Origin of the sequence: Leptothoe sp. PORK10 BA2 (assembly GCF_034932105.1) — a bacterium.
GTDB lineage: Bacteria > Cyanobacteriota > Cyanobacteriia > Phormidesmidales > Phormidesmidaceae > Leptothoe.
The window spans coordinates 83,210-104,883 of the sequence record NZ_JAYGIG010000114.1 but is presented as its reverse complement, the minus strand read 5'-3'; the positions used below and the strand labels follow the sequence as shown (position 1 = coordinate 104,883).

Annotated in this window: 20 protein-coding genes; 10 read left to right on the top strand and 10 right to left on the bottom strand. The window is 52.7% G+C overall.

Features of this window, described 5'->3' with window-relative positions:
• Positions 1-565 precede the first annotated feature (565 nt).
• Together VB741_RS15335 and VB741_RS15330 are read left to right on the top strand one after the other, a co-directional pair.
• Positions 566-1,027, top strand: coding sequence for a cupin domain-containing protein (locus VB741_RS15335; RefSeq protein WP_323366051.1), 462 nt, complete (start codon positions 566-568; stop codon positions 1,025-1,027).
• A complete protein-coding gene (locus VB741_RS15330; RefSeq protein ID WP_323366050.1) occupies positions 1,027-2,685 on the top strand; it encodes a CocE/NonD family hydrolase in 1,659 nt (552 codons plus the stop codon). Before VB741_RS15335 ends, VB741_RS15330 begins: the two co-directional genes overlap by 1 nt.
• A gap of 13 nt (positions 2,686-2,698) precedes the next feature.
• On the opposite strand, the gene VB741_RS15325 is transcribed toward VB741_RS15330, so the two are convergent.
• The 5 genes from VB741_RS15325 to VB741_RS15305 all read right to left on the bottom strand — a co-directional run bounded on the left by VB741_RS15325 (position 2,699) and on the right by VB741_RS15305 (position 6,660).
• Positions 2,699-3,463 (bottom strand): Uma2 family endonuclease, encoded by a 765-nt coding sequence (locus VB741_RS15325; RefSeq protein WP_323366049.1) that lies wholly within the window; start codon positions 3,461-3,463, stop codon positions 2,699-2,701.
• Positions 3,464-3,580: 117 nt separating this feature from the next.
• The gene (gene hisB / locus VB741_RS15320) at positions 3,581-4,219 is read right to left on the bottom strand and encodes an imidazoleglycerol-phosphate dehydratase HisB (protein ID WP_323366048.1); all 639 of its coding nucleotides are present in this window, start codon (positions 4,217-4,219) and stop codon (positions 3,581-3,583) included.
• A 52-nt stretch (positions 4,220-4,271) separates the two neighbouring features.
• Positions 4,272-5,366 carry a 3-dehydroquinate synthase gene (gene aroB / locus VB741_RS15315; RefSeq protein WP_323366047.1) on the bottom strand — a complete coding sequence of 365 codons (1,095 nt, stop codon included), beginning with the start codon at positions 5,364-5,366 and terminating at the stop codon, positions 4,272-4,274.
• 83 nt (positions 5,367-5,449) lie between these two features.
• Positions 5,450-5,902 carry a hypothetical protein gene (locus VB741_RS15310; RefSeq protein WP_323366046.1) on the bottom strand — a complete coding sequence of 151 codons (453 nt, stop codon included), beginning with the start codon at positions 5,900-5,902 and terminating at the stop codon, positions 5,450-5,452.
• 194 nt (positions 5,903-6,096) lie between these two features.
• On the bottom strand, positions 6,097-6,660 hold the full coding sequence (locus tag VB741_RS15305) for a hypothetical protein (protein ID WP_323366045.1): 564 nt from the start codon (positions 6,658-6,660) through the stop codon (positions 6,097-6,099).
• A gap of 409 nt (positions 6,661-7,069) precedes the next feature.
• Here VB741_RS15305 and VB741_RS15300 point away from each other — a divergent pair, with 409 nt between their 5' ends.
• Positions 7,070-8,239 carry a histidine kinase gene (locus VB741_RS15300; RefSeq protein ID WP_323366044.1) on the top strand — a complete coding sequence of 390 codons (1,170 nt, stop codon included), beginning with the start codon at positions 7,070-7,072 and terminating at the stop codon, positions 8,237-8,239.
• 68 nt (positions 8,240-8,307) lie between these two features.
• Here VB741_RS15300 and VB741_RS15295 read toward each other — a convergent pair whose 3' ends face one another.
• Positions 8,308-8,976, bottom strand: a complete 669-nt coding sequence (locus VB741_RS15295; RefSeq protein ID WP_323366043.1) for a PspA/IM30 family protein — start codon at positions 8,974-8,976, stop codon at positions 8,308-8,310.
• 81 nt (positions 8,977-9,057) lie between these two features.
• Complete coding sequence (locus VB741_RS15290) at positions 9,058-10,401, bottom strand: hypothetical protein (RefSeq protein WP_323366042.1); 1,344 nt, start codon at positions 10,399-10,401, stop codon at positions 9,058-9,060.
• A gap of 256 nt (positions 10,402-10,657) precedes the next feature.
• On the opposite strand from VB741_RS15290, the gene VB741_RS15285 reads away from it, so the two are divergent.
• On the top strand, positions 10,658-11,227 hold the full coding sequence (locus VB741_RS15285; protein ID WP_323366041.1) for a DUF721 domain-containing protein: 570 nt from the start codon (positions 10,658-10,660) through the stop codon (positions 11,225-11,227).
• A gap of 318 nt (positions 11,228-11,545) precedes the next feature.
• The gene (locus VB741_RS15280) at positions 11,546-11,842 is read left to right on the top strand and encodes a hypothetical protein (RefSeq protein ID WP_323366040.1); all 297 of its coding nucleotides are present in this window, start codon (positions 11,546-11,548) and stop codon (positions 11,840-11,842) included.
• Positions 11,843-11,974: 132 nt separating this feature from the next.
• Here the strand turns inward: VB741_RS15280 and VB741_RS15275 are convergent, their stop codons facing one another.
• Positions 11,975-12,322 (bottom strand): DUF4189 domain-containing protein, encoded by a 348-nt coding sequence (locus tag VB741_RS15275; RefSeq protein ID WP_323366039.1) that lies wholly within the window; start codon positions 12,320-12,322, stop codon positions 11,975-11,977.
• A gap of 113 nt (positions 12,323-12,435) precedes the next feature.
• Complete coding sequence (locus tag VB741_RS15270) at positions 12,436-13,461, bottom strand: hypothetical protein (RefSeq protein WP_323366038.1); 1,026 nt, start codon at positions 13,459-13,461, stop codon at positions 12,436-12,438.
• A 722-nt stretch (positions 13,462-14,183) separates the two neighbouring features.
• On the opposite strand from VB741_RS15270, the gene VB741_RS15265 reads away from it, so the two are divergent.
• From VB741_RS15265 to VB741_RS15250, 4 genes are all read left to right on the top strand, one after another.
• Positions 14,184-16,721 carry a tetratricopeptide repeat protein gene (locus tag VB741_RS15265; protein ID WP_323366037.1) on the top strand — a complete coding sequence of 846 codons (2,538 nt, stop codon included), beginning with the start codon at positions 14,184-14,186 and terminating at the stop codon, positions 16,719-16,721.
• Between the two features lie 103 nt (positions 16,722-16,824).
• Positions 16,825-17,121, top strand: coding sequence for a J domain-containing protein (locus VB741_RS15260; protein WP_323366036.1), 297 nt, complete (start codon positions 16,825-16,827; stop codon positions 17,119-17,121).
• A gap of 23 nt (positions 17,122-17,144) precedes the next feature.
• On the top strand, positions 17,145-17,699 hold the full coding sequence (locus VB741_RS15255; protein WP_323366035.1) for a nucleotide exchange factor GrpE: 555 nt from the start codon (positions 17,145-17,147) through the stop codon (positions 17,697-17,699).
• A 106-nt stretch (positions 17,700-17,805) separates the two neighbouring features.
• Complete coding sequence (locus VB741_RS15250) at positions 17,806-19,374, top strand: Hsp70 family protein (protein WP_323366034.1); 1,569 nt, start codon at positions 17,806-17,808, stop codon at positions 19,372-19,374.
• A 63-nt stretch (positions 19,375-19,437) separates the two neighbouring features.
• On the opposite strand, the gene VB741_RS15245 is transcribed toward VB741_RS15250, so the two are convergent.
• Complete coding sequence (locus VB741_RS15245) at positions 19,438-19,671, bottom strand: hypothetical protein (RefSeq protein ID WP_323366033.1); 234 nt, start codon at positions 19,669-19,671, stop codon at positions 19,438-19,440.
• Positions 19,672-20,322: 651 nt separating this feature from the next.
• Between VB741_RS15245 and VB741_RS15240 the strand changes: the two genes are divergently transcribed.
• Positions 20,323-21,651: an ATP-binding protein gene (locus tag VB741_RS15240; RefSeq protein WP_323366032.1), complete on the top strand. Its 1,329-nt coding sequence runs from the start codon at positions 20,323-20,325 to the stop codon at positions 21,649-21,651.
• Positions 21,652-21,674: the final 23 nt, after the last annotated feature.

Here is a 21,674-nt window from a genome sequence, read left to right as displayed (position 1 = left end):
TACTCATGGCATTCAGGTCCTACCCAAGTCATAGCAAGTGACCAGCAATCGAATGATGTCAAAATGTAAAAGGGAACAGTCTCAATAAACAAAAATTATTGGTTTCAGCTAGAGTGTACCCGTTTCAACCAGACATATGTAGATATGTAGATGGTTGGCTAAATATGCACATTACAGACTTCCAAAGGGCAAGGGGCAAAAACAGCAAAACAACGGTGATATTTTTTGAGCCTCCAAAAACAATAGCTAGCTACCGGCACCATAATCGCCTATTTTATCAGCCTAAAGAGAATATCTGTGATGGAGAATTCGTTCGTTACGACGCTAAACCGGAAGCATTGGCTATAGCTTTGACGTCCCCAGTCAAAAAAGTGTGCCCTTTAGGGCCCCTGATTAAATCTAGAAGTTAGATTCAGGAGTGAGATCCAGGAAGCGCAGCATCAAATACCCGACCTTCATGTCAGCAAGACATAACCCAGCAAGTGAAAAATTATTGCGAGACCAGTCTGGGTTCAGAAGTGATTTCTAAGCTAAAGGGGCGCCGCTAACGTTTGAATAATGAACTATGGACATCACCTGCGATCTGCCGACAAGCTGCGTTTTACCCGTTCTTAAATCACCTAATGATTACCAGGTATTTCGCATAAGTCACAATGATAAAAACCGATTGGCGCTACTGGTAGACCCCACCCTGGGCCACGCTAAGTTGACGTGCTGCATAGAAATTTTTGACGTGGGGGGACGAACACCGTCCCACCGCCATCAGGTGGCAGTAGAAATGTTTTACGTGCTCCAGGGGGAAGGCCGCGTCGTCTGTGATGGAAAGAATTCAGTCATTCGGACAGGGGACAGTATTTTAGTGCCGTCCCATGGGATTCATTTTGTTGAGAATACGGGCTCCGCCCGCCTTTATCTCCTCAGTGTGATGGTACCTAACGAGGATTTTGCAGAGTTGATTCGTCAAGGTGTACCGGCGGAGTTAGATGAGGAAGATCGGGCGGTGTTAGGCCGGACCCACTGTGTTTAATGCCCTCTGAGGTTTTGTCGGTGAATTTGTCGGTGCAACCGAAGCAGGTGCAGTCACTGCTGACCCGCGATGGTGTACGGCTGGATGCGGATGTGTACGTTCCCAACGGCGAGGGTCCATGGCCGGTATTGCTGATGCGCCAGCCCTATGGGCGTGCGATCGCATCCACCGTCGTCTATGCCCACCCCACCTGGTATGCCGCCCAGGGCTACATTGTGGTCATTCAAGACGTGCGGGGTCGAGGCAGTTCAGAGGGTCATTTCGACCTGTTTGCCCACGAAGTAGAAGACGGCTACGACAGCGTACAATGGGCCGCCCAGCTCCTCGGCAGCGATGGTCAGGTGGGCATGTATGGGTTTTCCTACCAGGGCATGGCCCAACTCTATGCCGCCCAGGCCAAGCCTGAGGCCCTCAAGGCATTGGCTCCGGCCATGGTGGGGTACAACCTCTATCACGATTGGGCCTACGAGAATGGTGCGTTGCGGTTACAGGCTGGGCTAGGCTGGGCGATCCAGATCGCAGCGGAAACTGCGCGTTTAAGGGGCGATCTGGCTGCCTTTAATGCCCTGCGGGCAGCATCGCGAAATCTACCGCTGAATGAATCTATCGCCGCCTACCCCGAGGTTCTCAAACAGTACGCCCCTGATTCGTTCTGGTACGACTGGGTGGCCCATCCCCAGGACGATGACTATTGGCAGGGGTTAAAGCCTGATTTGTCGGGGGTAGATCTGCCCATGCTCCATGTGGGCGGATGGTTTGACCCGTATCTTACGGGGGATATTCGGCTATTTCGGGAAATGGCTGGCAGTCAGCATCCTCAGCATTTATGGGTGGGCCCTTGGGGACATCTTCCCTGGAGTCAGCAGGTGGGGGCTGTGGATTTTGGCCCCCAGGCCATGAATCCCATTGATCGGTTGCAGGTGCGCTGGTTTGATCACGTCCTCAAAGGAAAGGATACGGACCTCTGGCAACAGTCTCCTGTAAATCTTTTTGAAATGGGCAGCAACCGGTGGCGCCGGTTTGACCAGTGGCCAACTGACGTTAGCCCCCAAACCTACGGATTAACCAGTTCTGGACTAGCGGCCATGCGTGAAGACGATGGCACCTTGGTCTTAATGAGTTGCCAAAAAGTAGCGGCGCCAAATATCGCTGATACGTTCGTGCACGACCCATGGCGGCCTGTGCCGTCCCTGGGGGGACATGCTAGCTTTCCATCGGGATCCTTTGACCGCAGTGCCTTAGATGGTCGCAGTGACGTTCTCACCTACACCACGGATGGATTAAAAACAGACTTAGCCGTGGCGGGGGACATCACGCTGCAGCTAAATGTCCAGGCCAATGCGCCTAGCTATGACCTGTGTGCTGTGTTATCGGTTGTTCGTGATCGTGGTGTGTTTAATCTGACCCAGGGCTACAGACGCATCCAGGGAGGTCAGGCTCAAACAATTTTGATCCCGTTACAACCCACCTGTTTTCGCTTGATGGCTGGAGAAGCTCTCCGATTAAGCCTCAGTGCAGCTTGCTTTCCAGCCTATGCCGTCAACCCTGGTACGGACACCCATGACCTGAATGCCGTACCCAATATAGAACATCGCATAATCACCCTGACGTTATATCAGGACAGTGGTACTAGGCTGACCTTGCCCCTCGCCGGATAAGGCCCCATCCAACTTAATCATCTAGCTCGATTCCTTGAGCTTTGAGTTTTGCCTTGAGCGCCCTTAGATCTGCTTCTGCCTGGTCCGCTCGCTGGGCTTCCTGGTCCGCTCGCTGGGCTTCCTGGTCCGCTCGTTGGGCTTCCTGGTCCGCTCGCTGGGCTTCCTGGTCCGCTCGCTGGGCTTCCTGATCAGCGAGTTCCCTCTGTTCCTCGGGAATTAAGAGCTTGGTGCCGGTTTCTAGCTCATAGAACTCAATCAGGGTGCCTACAGCAATTAATCGTAGGCCTAGCACTTGGCTGATGCTATCCGTAATCGGTTGGTAGCTATCGTTCTCCAGACGATACCCGCGCAGCTGCTCAGTAATCCATTCGCCTTTGGGATCAAACTGCCAATATTCAAGTACCCCCATGGCTTCATAGAGTTCGTACTTACTAACTTCATCTTTTTGGCGAGTTCCTTGGGACGTCATTTCAAAGACCACCGCTGGCACAGAACCTTCTTCCCAAACCTTATAGCTGTCACGGCCACCGGGCTCTACATCAAAAATAACCATGACGTCGGGAGCTATCCTGAGATTGGGTAGCCCCTGGGCGTAGTACAGAAACTGATTACCTAAGACCGTGGCTTGCTGCCCTTGCAAATACTGGCGGAGCACTTCAAGGGTGACAAAGAGGGCATAGAGATGGTCATAGGTTTCCGCCACGGGGGTGCCGTCTCCTGCGGGATAGATAACGGGTTGGGGGGTCTTTTTTGGGGTGTTGGGGAGTATGGCTGTCATCACATTCTCCAGCCCTAGGGCTTGTAAAAATTCTGGCTAATAGCCCTGGGTACTACAGGGTAGGGGACCAAGGGGTACCCCTACTCGGATCTTACTGACGATGTCGGGAGCTGTCACCTAGAGCTGTAAGACTCCTTTAGAACTGGGGATAGCATGGGCACGGCGGGGGTCGATCTCGGTGGCCATGCGCATGGCGCGGGCAAAGGCCTTAAAGGTGGCTTCGATGATGTGGTGGGAGTTGATGCCGTCGAGCTGACGGATGTGGAGGGTCATGAGGCTGTGGTGGACGACGGCCATGAAAAATTCGCGGACCAGCTGGGTGTCGTAGGTACCGACGCGCTGGGTGGGAATGTCCAAACCATAGGCCAGGTAGGGACGACCGGAGAAGTCTAGGGAGACTTGGACGAGGGATTCATCTAGGGGTGCGACAAAGTGACCGAAACGAACGATGCCTTTGCGGTTGCCAAGGGCCTGGTGGAGGGCCATGCCCAGGGTAATACCGACGTCTTCGTTAGTGTGGTGGTCGTCGATTTCTAGGTCGCCTTGGGCTTGGATGTCGAGGTCAAACAGTCCGTGGGAGGCGATTTGGTGAAGCATGTGGTCCAGAAACGGAATGCCGGTGTGGGCATTGCAGTTGCCCTGGCCATCGACGTTGATGGTGACACGCACGTCGGTTTCTTGGGTGGTACGGGTAACGGTGGCGGTGCGGGTGGGGAATTCGAGGTTTGCAGTGGTGGGGATGTCTTTTGTTTGCATGGTGATTATGGGATGTAAGGACTGCCTGGTGGCGGCCCTGGACAGGATTTAACTAGACCATTTTCTCTAAAACACTGCGCACAATGTCGTCAGTGACCTGGTCGGTGACAAAGGCTTCGCCGATACGTTTGGGGAGGACAAAGCGAACTTTGCCGGATTTAACCTTTTTGTCGCTGCGGAGGGCAACGAGGATATCGTCAATGCTGATAGTTGATGGCAGTTGGGTGGGGAGACCGGCTTTTTTGATCATGGCCAGCTGGCGGTCGGTAGCGGTTTGGGGCCAATGGCCTAGGGCGGTTGCGATCGCACCCGCCGCCACCATCCCAATCCCCACCGCCTCGCCATGGTTCACCAACTTGTAACCCGTCAGACTTTCCACCGCATGGCCAACGGTGTGACCATAGTTGAGGATGGCCCGCAGGCCTGCCTCCTTCTCATCCTGGCTGACCACATCGGCCTTAGCTTGGCAAGAATGCTTCAGGATATCGTGAAGCAATGCTTCACCCACATAGCGCATCTGATCCAGGCGTTTAGCCTGCTCTAGCTGGTCAAACAGCCCTTCATTCCAGATAATGCCGTACTTGATTACTTCGGCCATGCCCGCCCGAAACTCACGCCCCGGCAACGTAGCCAGCACATTGGGATCAATCAGGACCAAACTGGGCTGGTGAAATGCGCCAATCAGATTCTTGCCCTGGGGATGGTTGACCCCGGTTTTGCCCCCCATGGAGGCATCCACCATGGCCAGCAGCGAGGTGGGCACCTGCACAACACCGATACCCCGCAGCCAGGTAGCCGCCGCAAAGCCCGTCATATCACCGATCACGCCTCCCCCTAGGGCCACCATGGTGGAGCTACGCTCTAAGTGGTTTTCAAAGGCAACGTTGTAGATTTTTTCGATGGAACGCAGGGTTTTATAACGTTCCCCAGGGGGCAAAATGCATTGGCAAACATCGAAACCAGCCTCAATGAGAGAGGTTAAGGCGGTGCCACCATAGTGTTTAAAAATGGCAGGATTGGAGACCAGCAGCACCTTACCCCGCTTACCGAGGGCCGAAAGCCAGGACCCTAAATATTGCAGCCCGTCGGTAGCGATCTTGATGTCATATTGCAGTTGGGGTAGCTCGACGGGGATAACGGTCTTCATGACATGGAAGTTGCGATGTACTCCCCTATATCCTACTGCCCCCGATGCGTCAGGCTAAGGGTCTGAGTCAGGCTGTCCCTAGCCTAGGCACCAGGGTTAAACACTTGAAAGATTTGTCGACAGCAAGCTTTAATTTTTTCGCCAGCGGTGGTTTGGGGCGGAGCCACCCCCTCAAATTGCCAGTTGTTAATGGTAGAAAGATGCCACTGCTGGCCCAAGTGATTAAAGCCCACCACTTCAACTCCAATTACTTTGGCCATATTGGCCATGGGATGGGTAGTCGAGGTGTCATCCTCGGTAACCTGATGCAAACGAATTTGCACCAACAAGCTGCGGCAATTGAACGAGCGGCTAAACCCGGGAAAATGGAAACCAATATCAATGGAGTCAGGATCGACTAGCTCCCTCGTATCCGGGTCATTGGCCCAAGGTTTAAGATCGGAGCGCAGGTCGGGAAGCTGACCTTTAAAGGCACCGACCGTGGCAGCTATTTTACTAGCGTATTCGATACTAAGGGCTTGTTCTGCTGCGTTCACACCTACGACCAATGGAAATTAAGGATTTTCATTTTCTACGATAAAACAATGCCTCAGCATATAGCCAAGGCATCATTTAAGCGTTTTCATTAGGGAGCTTCGTTAGCTAATGCTACTAGGAAAATAAAATAGCTCGGCTAAAGAAACTGTAGCTGATTAAACGGAAGCAGTGGACAGCGCGCCAGCCAAACAACCTAAATGGTCTCGTTGTAACTGGCTTGGCAGGTGTTTAACATACGTAGATCGTTCTCACTCACTGCGTCCAATTGGTGAAATCCTTCAATGGCAAATTGATTGCCCCCTGCCCCAGCAATCGCCGTATCTTCCAGATTCAGATTATAGGCGTAGTCTTCCTGGGAATAGGTTTCGGTAATGACCAGGGAGAGCTGGGTATTTTGCACATTGCCCCGAAAACAGTCAAAGGAAGAATGGGGAGAATAGAAAGCCCCAACCACCTGTCCGGCCCGCGCTTCAAAAATCATATAGGCGGTTTGCAACTGGTCAGGCAAGGGCTGCTCGCCAAAAAGATAAATGCCGTTGGCAAGGCTGCCAGCAATAGTGGGAGCTGTTTGAGTCAGCAGGGGCTGGACAATGGCGGTATCAGACTGCAAGGACGTCTGGATTCTGGCCTGGGCTGGGGCGGCAAGCAACGTCACGGTGCCCAACAACAAGGCCCCTGAATGCAAAGTATGATTAGTAACCGTTTTTTGGCCCTGCTGCTGACGGATGTAACGTTGGATAACTGATAAAAATTGCATGACCACCGCGCCTCACTGTGCCTACCGAGTACCGCTCAAGAATGACTAAATGCAATCCAAAGCAACTCCCTTAAACTCACTGTAGGTGAGAAGTTCACAGTGAACTTATTTAAGGTTGTTACTTTAATATCTCTTTAACGACTGCAGTCAATCTTTAGGTCCGCTACTCATCCATTATGGTGCTCTACATATTCAGGGGGTTTGATTCCGCATGGACGGGTTTTACAACTGGCATATTCTGCCATATTCGTTGAATATGGTTTTGACCGGACGAGGCGATCTGCATAATTCTTTCGTCCAGCTGCCGCTATCGAACCTGGGAACGAGGTAGTCTAAAGAGATATGTGGCTAAGCAAGGCACCAGCCATTGGATATCCCGTATTGCTGAGCAGGAGTCAAACGTTCATCTATGCCGTCCCTTGAAGTGCCGCTCAAGCTATTGCTGTTTATTGATAAGCGGCCGAGTTCTGCCGAGCAGGTTCGTCAGATTCGGGAGCATGTTGAGGGGCTAGAAGGCGAAACAGCTCCCGTTTTAGAAATTGTTGACGTCACTGAACAGCCCTATTTGGCCGAACATTTCAGACTGGTGATCACCCCTACGTTGATTAAGATTTCAGCGGTGGGACGCCAAACCCTGACCGGCAGCAACATTATTTCCCAAATCGACTACTGGTGGAGTCGTTGGCAAGCAGAAGTGAATAATGGGAAAGCCACCTTGGATGAGCGGCTACTTGAAAGTGCCTCCATTGCGCAATCCACGGAAATTATTCACCTATCGGATGAAATTTTTCGGCTCAAGCAGCTCAATGCTGAGGCGAACGCCAAGCTAGAGTTTAAGGACCGGATCATTGCCATGCTGGCCCATGATTTGCGGAATCCACTCACGGCGGCCTCCATCGCCATTGAAACCTTGGAGATGGGCTACGATCCTGAGCACGCACGCCACTCTCGATTCCGACCTGAACTGACGATCAAGCTGTTGCACAATGCCAAAACCCAGATTCGCTCCATTGATCGGATGATTACGGACATTTTGCAGGCAGCCCATGGCCCCAGCATCGATCTGCATATTTTTCCCAGGGATTTGAATTTGTATGATCTCTGCCAAGAGGTGGTGGATTCGATGGTCGCCAAGGTGCAAACCAAAGAGCAAACGATGACCCTGGATATTCCCCAGGATTTACCCCACGTACATGCGGATATCAATCAGGTGCGCCGAGTGATCGTAAACCTGTTGGATAATGCCGTAAAGTACACCCCTATGGGGGGTAAGGTGATGATTACGGCCCTCCATCGCACCACACAAAAGGTTCAGATTAGCATCCAAGACACGGGGCCGGGCATTCCTGCAGATCAGCAGATGCGTATTTTTGAAGAGAGTTTCCGACTCCAGCGAGACCAGTCCAAGGACGGCTATGGTCTAGGATTAGCCCTGTGTTTGCGCATTGTCAGGGCACACTACGGCCAAATTTGGGTGGATTCGGTACCCGAACAGGGCAGTACGTTTCACTTTACGCTGCCGGTGTATAAGCAATCGAATAATCGTCAGAGGTTATTGGAGGAGGAGTCAGACGTGTAGGGTGGCCGCCTTCCGGCCCACCGCCTTCCGGCCCACCGCCCATCTTTACCCTCCATCCTGGGGAATGACTAGCTTTCAGGCAGTTGCAAACGAGATTTTAGGGCCGCTAGCTCAGCCTCCACCGGATTACCGGCGGCTTCTAGGGCGGAGAACTTCTTTTCTAAGGGGTCTTGGCTGAGCTGGTTAATTTCAGCGGCGGCGGCAGCCTTTGCTTCCATGGCCAGAATTTTGTCTTCGATTTGGTTAAAAGCTCCCCCGTTCACCTGGGTCATCATTTCGTTGAGCTTTTGACTGGCTTTGGCTGAGCGGGCCCTGGCGATGTACATATCCTTTTGCGTGCGCGCTTGGGCAATTTTGCTCTCCAGGGTGCGCATGTTGGTCTTGAGCTGCTGGACGCTGATTTGCTGTTGTTTCAGCTGTCCTTCCAAGGCTTGGGCCGTTTCTAAATAGCTTTGACGGCGGTTTAAGGCTTCACGGGCGAGGGTCTCATTCCCTTTTTCGAGGGCGCTCTGGGCCCGGTTATAGAACTCGCGCGCCTGGGTGTAGGCCTGCTCGTATTGACGTTCACTGCGTTTTTGGGTGGCGATCGCAACTGCCACCGCCTGCCGCAGCTGTAACAGGTTTTCCTGCAGATCTGCAGTTGTTTGTTCTAAGAGCTTCTCAGGATCTTCGGCCCCATTAAGGGTGTCATTGAGGCTGGCCCGAACTACCCGAAAAAGGCGATCTAGCAATCCCATAGGTTTTTTCTGGCTGGGCAAAGGGGAACGGCGAACCAACATAGAATGCCTGTCACAGCCGTTTTCCCTAGGATAACAGGGCTATTCGTTCGTGGGGCCAAATAGCTCTACGGTGGCCCCCTGTTGTTTTAATGCCGTCACTTGCTCCTCCGCCTGGGCACGATTGTCGAAGGCCGCTAGCTGAATGCGAGCTCCGGCCTGGAAATTGCGGACAAAGGCATCGGGGACCAGTTCACGGGCTTTATTTAGGGAGTCATCACCGGTATAGCTGGCGATGACATAGAAATTAGAACCGGTGACCGCCGTGGGGGGCGGTAATGTTGCCGGGGTTGGTGCCAGGGTGGCACCTGGGACCGTGGGGCTAGCCCCAGGCTGGCCCGCTGGGGTGGGCGTCGCAGCCGGAATGGGGGTTTGGGCTGGATTGGTCAGCGGTGGAATTGTGGGTGCAGTAGCACTGCCGTCATCAACATCCAAGGTGCTTAAACTTTCTAGATCCAGTTCTTTAAACTCTCGGGTAGAAAGATCGGGACCTGGGGGTTTGTAGCCGTCGGGGTTAACCTCTGGAGCGGTTGCAGTGGCCCCAGGAGCGGTATCAGTAGCCGTGGGGGGCACCTCGGCCCCTTCTCCAGCCGGTGTTTCGGGTGTAGCGGCATCGGGTAGTTCGGTACCGGCGGGCCAAAATTGCGATCGCAACTTTTGTAACTGGGATGGGTAGGTAATGGCAAACCCCACCCCCACACCACCGAGCAACACCAAAATCAAACCAGCCATCTTTAGTAACCCGTTATTCTTCCGCTCGGGGGAATAGGGTTCCGGCATGGAATCGGGTTCTACCTGGTCCTCGGCCATGCTTTTCAGCAACTCTTCCGACGACTCCAAATACCCTTCAGTCGGTAAGTCATTAGCATGGACCGGCAGGGCCATATTGGCCTCGGCTTCAGCCTGCGCGATCTCAGCCATCAGACTATCTAGCTCTGAGGTTGGCTCGGCATCGGCGCTCCCTAGGTCCATGTCAGGCAAATCCAGATCCGTCCCTGACTCAGCCTGATCTAGAAATGGATTGGGTGGAACCGGAGGTGGCGTCGGTCGCTGGCCAGATGGATTGGGTGGAGGTGGCGTCGGTCGCTGGCCAGACGGAACCGAAGGTGTAGTTACATCGTTACCCTGTGATGCCCCCCCTGATGACCCTGCCGCCGTAGCTGGCACAGAGATCAGATCAATGGTGTGGCGTTGGGCCATGCGCCGTGGCGGTGGCGGTGGCGGCACCTGACCATGACGCTGACGCCGATAGCGAATCAGTTCGTCCTCGAGGTTAACGTTAAGATTTCGCAAAACATTCTCTAGCTGAGGATCAATGTCGGGGGTAGATCCTGAACCAGATCGGGGTGGCATGGCAGCCGATGGGCTGGAGGGGGAAGAAGCCATGGGACACAGCTAAAATAACAGGTGCAAAATTGGCCGATGTAGGTAGATGATAACCGTTGACGCTGCTAACCCTCGGGATGGTTTAACCTACAAAAACCCGTCATAGCAGCATGGGTTCAGAGCGGTGCATTCGCCTAAACCAACAACAACCAAAAACGAACATTTGGCCGATGATAGCCCATACGTTAGCACGTTAGTCAAAGGTTGTTAGGGTTAAATCAACAATTAAAACTCAACCATTAAAACTGAGGTCGAAATGGGTCTTTCTGGATTGCAGTCACTGATTACGGACATTGAAAGTCAACCAGGCTGGCAAGCCCGACGACAGTTTAGCCAAGTGGTGGACTATTGGCCCAAGGCGGTGGGCTACGTGGTGGCCCGCCAAACCAAGCCCGCCAGCATTCAGCGCCACGTCCTTTACGTCACCGTGGCCAATGCCTCCTGGGTACAGACCCTCACCCTAGAGCGGCGGCGCGTCCTCCATCAGCTCAATCGTCTCCTCGCCCTCCCGCTAGAGGACATCCGCTTTTCCAGTGCTAAATGGCACGATAAACCCGTCCGCATAACTCAACCCGATAGTGACTGGGTGAAAAACCACCCCAGCTATATGGGACCAACCGGGGCACCAAGGCAAGCCAAAATTCAGGGAACAGCCGCCCCAGACCAGGCCAAAACCCCAGAAGAAGCCTATGCCCTTTGGGTAACCCGAAAAAAAATGCAGCAAAAGTCCCAAGAAACTTGCCCAGAATGTCAATGCGCCTGTCCACCGGGAGAAATCGCGAGGTGGACCATGTGTGCCCTATGCATTGTCAAAACCTGGAAATAAATCATGAAGTTTTTATTGAACTTCATCGAAAATAATTACCACTTTTAGCCCCAGCTGACCTCCAAGATTCTGACTATTTGCTAATCCAAATCATCCTTGGGGATCACCTACCCAAAGGCGATCCCCGTCAAACAAAAAAATTATTGATTTATTTAAATAGAATATAAAGAAAACATTAATTGGGATCACCGACCTGATGGACTTCCAAGGCTTGATGTATCAAGCTTCTAACTTTTTTGCGATACAAGTTTTTCCTTAGAAACTAATTCACAATGTCAAAAGAAATGCTTCTTGCCCTGATTCTCTTGATTTTTTTTCATGAACATTAAAAAAAATGAGACTGCACGATGTGGCGCTTGCCGATTTTATACACCTGTCGGTCGTCGCGGAGGGGAATGTTCACAGTTTACGGTGCCAGTTCGCTCTGAATGGACGTCATGTTGTTTAGCAGAATCCCCGTTTCAAAAAGTAACTAAAGTTAGTAATTCAGAAATAAAAGAAATAAATTTGACCAAGGTAACCGCAGACAAAAAAGTGATGGCAGAATCTTTATCGTTACCAACAGGTCGGTTTGCTGCCTCAGACAAACAGCTGGCCGTCCACCTGCAGAAGTAACCCCCTGGTAGAAAATGCCTTGGTAACCAGTAAACATGACCTTCCCAATATTTACAGACGAAGGGGCAACGATAATTTCTATCGTTGCCCCTTCGTCTGTAAACCCAACTGCACTTGATGGAAGCTAGCCAATCAATCGTCTCGATTACACACTTCCGCCAGAATCTTACCTTTGTTTTCTAAGACGCTTAGAGCCTCTACCCTAGCGCGGGTCAAGGTCGCAGCCACGCCCCAGGCTAGGCTGCGATTGTATTCTGCGACGGCACCACAACCACGAAATGAGACTCGGATGGAACAGTTGACATCACCACAGCTGCGGAGAGCTTCTCGCTCGGCATTGGTGACTGATAAGTAATTGGCCGCCACACCCCAATCACCGGAGCGCGATATGGCGATCGCACCATAGCGATGAGACGCCTGGGCCTGGGTGGCCAGGAGAGTGCTCAATATCAATAGACTCAGAATAGTAGGCTTTAGCATGGGAGAATAAGGAACAACAAGACTGCTGATACAACATCAAACGTGCACAAGCGACAATGCAGAACGGCTCCGTAGTCCTCTTTACGGAGCCGTTCTACATAATCCGAAGCTACCTAGGAGAGATCATCCTTTTTGTTACTCTCACTAGATGTAATCGTTTTTTCGGTGCGGGCGAGGAAGTCGGGTACGAGTACTTCGCTAAATCCGGCGATAAATGCGATCGCAAAGTACAAATACTTCGACTGGGTTTCAGTCTCAGTGGGGTTAAACCCAGACACTATCACCACCTCCGACTCAATCAGGGCCACAGCCAAAAGGCTAAAGGCCGTCCCCACCACTGGCTTAAAGAAACCAATAAAGAAGGGAATCACCGACTGGGAGCGGTTGCGGTTTTCTAGCTTGCGCGATCGCAACATCACGCTCACAATACTGCCCAATCCGCCAGCCGCCAGCACCAGCTGAATATATTGCCATTCCTGGGACGAAAACAGCTCCACCTGGGACCCTTGGGTTTCACCCTCCACAATGGTAGTGGCCCCCGACCGTTCGCCTTCGACCACAATCGGATCAGCGTCGATAGGGCCTTCCGGCGGTTCAGCAATCGGCTCAGCCACTGGCTGGGCATGGTTAATGCCATGTTGATAGCCAGTTTCATATTGATTGGCCCAAAACATCCGGGCAGCGGTACTACCCCCAATCAGCACCATAATGGTGATAGTGAACCAGGTGAGACCTGATATTAACTGCGCAGCCGGAGAGCCCCCAGCGCTCAGCACCGCCACCAGCGGATTGCGATAAATCCGAATCTCACGGGCGACGCGTCTACGAATATCCCGCGCCAAGGACACCCGTTCGGCCATGGACATAGCCGGGGATTGGTCCTTTTGAGGCGTTGCCTCTGTCGGTAACAACAAACTCACCGCCAGCTGCATCATGGGCATGAGCATTTGGTCATTGGTCAGTTCTAGATGGGGCACTTGCTCTAGCAACTTACCCAACTCGCGATAGGCAGATTTGGATAGATGCTCAGACGCCAGCCCCTGATCAATGCGGTCGATTAACTCCCGCACATCTTGACGAATAATCAGATCAATATCGTCTATTAGGCCTGATGGTAAGCCTATGGATTTTGCAGCCATTACTTTGTGTGCATCCTGAGGGTGACAACGAAAGAGTAATTACATGCCGCTGCGGATATAAACACACCTGATTCTGACATGGCAAATGTCCTGATACACTAAGCTTTCTGAGCGTCACACTTATACAAAGATAAGAATTTGACGCCGACATATATGGGAACTGTCTTGACTAAATGTCTTGACTAAATAAGGAATTGTCTTGACTAACGGTCTTGACTAAATTGTCTTGACTAACGGTCTTGACTAATAAGATAGAAGTTCGAAGGCTCTGCGAGGAGAACCTATAGATAGCACCCAGCGGCATTAACTAGACCCTAGCGATCTGTTCTTGAAACCATACGAAACAGAGGCCATTCTTCTAAGCGGCACAGGTGGAAATGTTGTTATTCCGTTGTTAGAGGCGGGGTCACCACCGTCTACTGGGGACCAGTTACCAAACTGTTCTCTAGCCAGGAACAATAGGATCCAGATCAAGGCACTTTAATCTGGGGAGATGTCATCAAACGGTAAGATCTGCCTCACCGGTTGGAGTGATCGGTATCGTCATAGCATCCCCCGAAGAAAGAATAGAACTGGGCCAGTAGGTGACCATCACCTGACAATCACCACATCAACAGCTTTTCAAAACTTCATCACAAAAACTTAAAAGGAGCTTACAAAGCCTCCCCTACGGAATCCAATCTACTAGGCTAGTAAAATCCACTTGCATTAGGAGGTCGCCCATGGGAAGACGCGATTCTAAGCGTTCCTTCAGACAGTTATCGAATCTCTCGAAACCGTCATTAGGTGACCAAATTAACCAATGTTACGACCAGGGCCTCTATCAGCAAGCCCTGACAAAGCTAAAACAGGCCCAGAAAATCAATCAGGCCAGCGATATCAGCCTCAGTGAAGCTGATATCTTGCTCGCTTGGGGCATCGACGATAGCAAGCAAGGGGCCTACCGTAAAGCCGAAAAAACCCTGCGCCAAGCCATGGAACTAGGGGCGGTCGGCGAGAAAGGAGAAGCCTACTATTGGTTAGCCAAAAGCTTAGTCGAACAAGAACAGCCCCAAGCCGCCTTAGACCTAATCCAAACGGCGTTTGAAACCAACCAATTACACAAGCAGCAAGGGGGATGCTATCTCAAGCTGCTAGTACTCAACGATCGCCTAGACACCTTGGCAGAGCTGATCGAAGCCAAAAAACATCGCTTCTATGCCGCCCAGCTCCACTGGGCACGGGGGGTGCTATCGCTACACCAAAAGTCCCCCGCAGACGCCCTGACCCATTTCAAAAAAATGGGTAATCACATCACCCCAGGAGATTGGTCCTCTGCCTGGACGATTTATACCAAACAGCAAACAGACCAGTGGAGCGGTTTAGAGCAACCCCTAGGGCTGAGCCGTCCGACCTTTGGCTATTCGCCCCTGTCAAATTTGACCCCAAAGCGGGACAAACATCCGGCTATCGTGCGTCTTGCCCTGGTGCAGCTGGCCCATACCTTTAGTGATGATTTTTCAGAGCATATTCCCCTGGACGCCCTCCCACCAGCCCAAAAACGAGCGGTAATGGTGTTAGAAACCCTGCGCATGATCGACGAGGACGAAGTCCATGACGCGGCCCACCTGTTTCTAAATATCCTCAAGGAGACCCTCGATGATTTCCCCCTCCTGCAGGAGCTGCACGACCCGCTGATGACCTTGGCTGGTGCAGACGCGATGAGAACGGATGAGCCCCACTGTGCCGAAAAATTCTGGTCCCGTCTGGTCACCCCCACCCTCAAGGATCCACAAATAGCGATCCATCTGCGTCAGGCCATGTTTGAAAATGGCTCCGAACAAGCGGCCATGGGCCTGATCAAACAGTTAATTCAATGGGTAGAAACCCAGACTATCTGGAGCGATCAGCAGCGGCGGGCCATCTTGACCCAGCTCCACTGCTGGACCTGCGATCATTTAATTAACCTCAAAAAAATCGGCCAGGCCGAACAAGCCCTCAAGGCAGCCATCAAACTAAATCCAGATGCCGCCCCTGTTGTGGGTCGTCAAGGGTTACTAGCCGCAAACCGTAAGCACTATCAGCAGGCTATTCCCCTCCTCACCCAGGCCCTCAAGGGAGGCTCTGATTTTGTCAATATCTATGAAACACTGACTGACTGTCTAGAAAAAACCGGGGATACCGCCACCCTCAAACAAATTCGCCGTGAGTATGGAAAAGCCTTCGGAGACCTGGACACCGAACCAGATATTCCCCGCTGGCAGGAGATCTTTACCTACCGTCTCTTCTTTATGCTGCAGGATGCCACGGGGAATCTAGACCGTAAAGATTTTCCCAGCCGTGCCCTCAAGATCTTTGTCGATGCGGTGACCGATACGCCCAACAAAGACCAGCGGGTGACCTTTGACCAAACCGAAGCCGCCGACAAATGGGAGGCGCTACTAGCCCCCCTCAGCCCAGCCCAGCAGGTGCCCGTGCTCCAGGCCATCTGTTTGGTGATAGCCATCTATGCCAAACGCAAAAAAGGGGTCGCTGCCCTGGAAAGCCGTTATCAGGCCCAGCTGATTAGCCTAATCGATGCGCAGCCCGAGGCCCGCATCGCTAACCTGGTATACCTAGCGGTGAAAGAAACTAAAGCCGAGCGCCTGACTCCACCCATTGAGAGCTATCTCCGGTCTACGGCCCAGCCCTACCAGGCCATCGCCCAGCTCCAGCTCAATGTACGCTGGTTTGTCACCACTCCTGTGCTGCTGCCATGGATAGACCAGGCCCTGGCCAAAGAACCCCAGAACCCCCTACTGCTGATCGCTAAAGCCACCCTCTACCCCTATCAAACCCGCGAGTATCAGAAATTTTTCGATCAGGGGTTTGACCTTGCCCGTCGACTCCAGCAAACCGATGCCTTAGACGCCTATCGCGATGAAGAATGGCTCCAGTCCCAGGCCATGACCCGCTCTGCCATGTCAGGCCTGGGCCGCTCCGGTCGCCCCCCTTCCATGCAGGACATGGTAGATATGATCACCAAAATGGCCCAGGCCCAGTTTGGCGACGAGATTCCCCCTGAGTTAATGGAGCAGATGATCTTACAAATGCTAGCCGCCGAAATGGGAGAAGCGATGCCGCCTGGGGGACCATTCGGCAATCTTCCTGGCGGCGGCGGATTTCCCCTGCCCATGTTTGGAGGGTTTGAAGACGAGTCAGACGGATTTGAGGATGACTTTTTTAGGCCGCTACCGGGGGCAAGAAAAACTAAAAAGTCCAAACGATCTAAACGATCTTGATAGACTGGCCAGCCAATCTACCAGGCATATTTCTAGCCCTAGCCTAGGATGACTCCCCCGGTTACTCCCTATTTTCAAGCTCTCTCACCCTGCACCCTGTCCTATGAGCACCCCTTTTGAACAGTTAGGCATTGCCCCAGATGCCAGCCCCAAAGACATTAAACGGGCCTACCACGCCAAACTCAAACAATTTCCAGCCCATACCCACCCCCAGGAATTCAAGGCTATCCGCGCTGCCTACGATGCCCTGCGCCAAGGCAGTACCGCCACCGTGGAGGATTTTTTTAAGCGCAAACCGTTAGAGGCTAGCTTTGCCCCCCAAACCCTGGCTACCCTCAGAGAACAGGCCACTGCCGCTGTTCAGATTGACCTAAAAACTCTCACCCGTCTAACCTTTTAATTTAACTTCTAGAAAGAATTCTAATGACCCAGTCTCCTCGCGATCGCATCGCCCAGCGGCGTCAGCTCCAAAAGCAGCAATCCCAGATTTTTCTGGAGCTGTTACCCGTTTTGGACGATTTAGATCGCGCCTGTAGCCATTGGCAGCAGGCACAGCAGCAGTGTCAGATTCAACAAGCAGCAGCGGAGCAGGCTACCTCGGAGGGTTGGTGGCAAACGTTGATTAGCTGGTGGGTCACTCGCCCTGGGGCTAACCATCACTCCCCACTCCCCACGGCTGAACTCAGCTCTACGGTAGAAAGCGCCTACGAAGGCGTATTCCTCATTCGTCAGTCGCTGCTAGAAATATTGGAGCGTCAGGCAGTTACCCCCATAGAAACCTTGGGGCATCCCTTTGATCCTAGGGAGATGAGTGCCATCGGGCGAGAACCCAGTGCAGCGCAGCCAGCCAATACGGTAATTAAAGAAATTATCAAGGGGTATAGGTGGCAGGATCGGGTCTTGAGGGAGGCCCAGGTGATTGTCGCTGAGGCTACCGATCAGGCGTCTTCGGCGTCTTTAACGTCTTCTTCGTTGTAAAATTCTGACGGATAGCGCCGGTTGTCAGGGCTGGTGCAGGCTGCTAGGGCTGGTACAAGGCACAGCCCCTACAAGTTTTTTTACTGATCGGGGATTTATTTGTACTATGGCTATTATTGGCATTGATCTGGGTACGACTAATTCGGTTGTTGCCGCCTTGGACGGGGGTCAACCTTGGGTGATCCCCGATGGGGATGATGAGCTGCTGCTGCCTTCCTGTGTGGGGTTGGATAGTGATGGCACTTTACTGGTGGGGGCCTATGCGCTACGTCAATACGCCTCTGCCCCAGAGCGGACCATCAAATCCATCAAGCGACAGATGGGAACGGACTTTGAGGCTACCCTTGGCGGTCAAACCTATTCGCCCCAGGCCATTTCGGCCATGATTTTGCGAACCCTAAAGCAACAGGCAGAAACGGTGCTAGAAGAGCCGGTGACCCAGGCGGTGATTACGGTACCCGCTTACTTTACCGATGCCCAGCGTCAGGCGACAAAAGAAGCCGGAGAGATTGCGGGGCTCGAAGTGTTGCAAATCTTGAATGAACCCACCGCCGCTGCCCTGGTTTTTGATAACCGCAGCGAAGAGGGAGAAACTGTTTTGGTGTACGACCTGGGTGGAGGCACCTTTGACGTATCGATTGTAGACATTGCCGGGGATGTGACGGAGGTGCTGGCCAGCCATGGCAACAATCGCCTCGGTGGGGATGACTTTGACCGGCAGCTACAGCGTTACTTGAGCGATAAGTTTCAGCAGATCCATGGTGAGCAGCTCCCCGACGATGCTGCGGTTGAAGCCCGGCTGCTACGGGCGGCAGAAGCCGCAAAAATTGAACTGAGCGACCATGGGTTTGTGGCAGTGCGAGAGCCATTTTTGGTGAGTCGGGGGAGTACGGCCCTGCACTTAGAAACAGAAGTAGCCCGAGAAGATTTTGAGCATTTGATTACCCCCATGCTCAAGGGGACATTAGAAGCAATTGATCGCGCCCTGAGTGATGCCTCCATGAAGGGCGACGACCTCGACCGCATTGTGTTGGTAGGAGGCTCGACACGAATTCCTTTGGTGCAACGACTGGTGCAAAACCATTTGCCGGGGGTGCCCCTGAGTAGTTTTGAGCCGGACCTGTGTGTGGCCATGGGAGCGGCAGTCCAGGCAGGGGTGTTGTCTGGAGCCGAGATCGGGTCGATTTTGGTGGATGTGGTACCCCATTCCCTGGGCATTGCCGCCATGATGGATGTGGGCATGGGCATACCGATACCGGGGATGTTTAGCACAATTATTCCGCGCAATACGGTGATTCCAACATCGCGCTCTGAGGTGTATTCCACCGGCAGCGATGGGCAGGAAAAGGTGGAGGTGGAGGTATTTCAGGGGGAAAATGCCATCGCCAAAGAAAACGTTCCCCTCGGCTCCTTTATGATTGAAGGCTTACCCCCCAAACCCGCAGGCGCTATCCAAGTAGAAGTCACCTTCGACTTTGACATCAACGGCATCCTCACCGTCACCGCCACCGAAAAAGGAGCCGGACAGCAGGGCTCACTCGTGGTCAACGATGCCGAGACTGGACGCCTATCCAGCAGCGAACTAGACCAGGCACGGGAGACTTTAGACGAGCTATTTGACCTGGCCAAAAGTCCTTTGATGGCTGCCCTAGAAGGCGCAGATGAAGAAGAGTAGGGGCACCCTGGTGGGTGCCCTAGGGGGTCAGATTAGTGGGTTTTTGCGGGGCTCAACGCCAACCTACGGTTGGGGGAGTTCCTCAACCCGTTTGGTCAAAATAGCCATCACTTCACCGGGGCGTCCGGTGGGCAGAGGCTGGCTCCAGTCGTTGGGTTCGGCGTAGCCGCGTTTATGCAACTCCTTGATGGTGAGCTGGATGGCGGCGAGGGTGCCGAAGATGAGATGGCGGACTTTGTCGGGTTGAAAAGGGGAAGTGGTCGCTGGGATGGCGGGTAGGACGACGGGGGCAGGCACGTCCTCGAGGAAGGCGGACGGTGCTGCGGTGGATGGCACTGCGGACAGGGCTGCGGTCTGGAGGACAGACGGCAGTTGAGTGGTAACGGGCATGGTTCTGGTTTCCTACTAGAACAGGACAAGGAAGCCAGAACTCGCTCCTTAGCTGCCCCGAAATAGGCACATCGGGACAGCTAAGGTACCATAACCAAAGCCTCCGACTGTCTGGATCAGCGGGGGTTAGCCGTTGGTTGGGTGTTGCCGCACTCACCAACGGTGCCAAAGATTGAGTTCTGTATGATCACCGCACCGAGCGCGGCTTGATAGAAAAGAATACGGGCACATTTGTACTCAGTCAATGGGCGAAACGTGATAAATAATCGCCACAGCCAGAATGCCGAGTGCCCCGTAGATTGGGTTAGATTTGCGCCTAAATTCCAGCATTTTTGGCCCCCCAGACCATGAAACCCAACAGCCAAGATTTTTCGCCCCATTATCCGAATTTCATATAGGGGTTGCCACCTCAATCGCCATAGGTTTCATCAGGCATAAAACCATCAGGATTGTTGGGTTTCGCCAATGGGGTTAGGATCAGAAATATAGGTTAAGCTAGCTCCACCCAACCTCCGGGTAATCTGCTCTAACTCAAGACTTTGCCACGTCTGGGATACTATGCCGACCGATTTTGAAATCCTGAAGAATATCTACAACTCCTTTGATCCGTTTGAGCCGTTGCAAGCGGGAGATCCGGTGTATGTGAACTGTAGCCAGGTGCGGGGCGAGGAGGACATTTTAATCGATGTGGGTCGGCAGATTACCTATGCCGACCGCATTACCCATCAGCTGTATACGGGACATCGGGGGGCGGGCAAATCCACCGAGTTACTACGCCTGCAGGCAAGTTTGGTCGAAAAGGGGTATCAGGTAGTTTACTTCGCGGCGGAAGAAGCGGACATTGACCCCGAAGATGTGCAGTATACGGATATTTTGCTGGCCTGTACCCGCAATTTGTTAAACGCCCTGAAAGGTGACGAAACACCGATTAAAAGCTGGTTGAGATCGCGCAAGACAGAGCTAATAGATGCCTTGCAAAGTGAAGTGGCCTTGGGGGATGAAATTGGCGTAGACGTACCTTTCACGAAGCTGACCACCACCCTCAAGGTAAGCCCAACGGCTCGTGCTCAGATTCGTAAAATTGTGGAGCCCCATACGCCGTCTTTGATTAATGCGCTCAATGCTTTTATTACTGAGGCGATGCAGCAAACGCCCCAGCAGACCACCGATAAGTTGGTATTGATTGTGGACAGTCTGGACCGGATTCCGCCGATTAAGCGAGAGAATGAATCCAGCAACCATGAGCAAATTTTTGTGGACCGCAGCGAACAGCTAAAGATGCTGGGTTGCCATGTGATTTATACGGTGCCGATTTCCTTGGTGTATTCCAAGCGTGGGGCAGATTTGCGGGATATCTATGATGCGGAGATTCCGGTGCTACCCATGGTGATGGTGCGGCACCAAGATGGCACGGTTTGTGAGCCTGGTCTGGCAGTGATGCGGGATCTCGTGCGGCAGCGGGTGTTTGATGACAATGGCTTGGCGAATACGACGCAGCTGGTGGGGGATGTGTTTGATGACCCGGAAACACTGGACCAGATGTGTTTGATGAGCGGTGGCCACATGCGTAATCTGATGCAGATGGCCCAGGAAGCGATCAAGCAAAGTGATAGGTTGCCCATTACTAAACGGGCAGCACGGTTAGCCGTCACTAAAGCGCGCAATGTGTATCGCAATACGGTGAATGATGATCAGTGGGCGCTGTTAGCTACAGTTCATAAAACGAAAGAGATTTTGAACGATCAGGCCCATCGTAATCTGTTGTTTAACCGCTGCATTTTGGAATATCGCTATCTGGACGATGACAACGAGATTGTTTGTTGGCGAGATGTACATCCCTTATTGCGGGGCGTGAAAGAATTTAAGTCTGCATTGGGAGATCTATAGAATTATGCAGAACGGTAATTCGT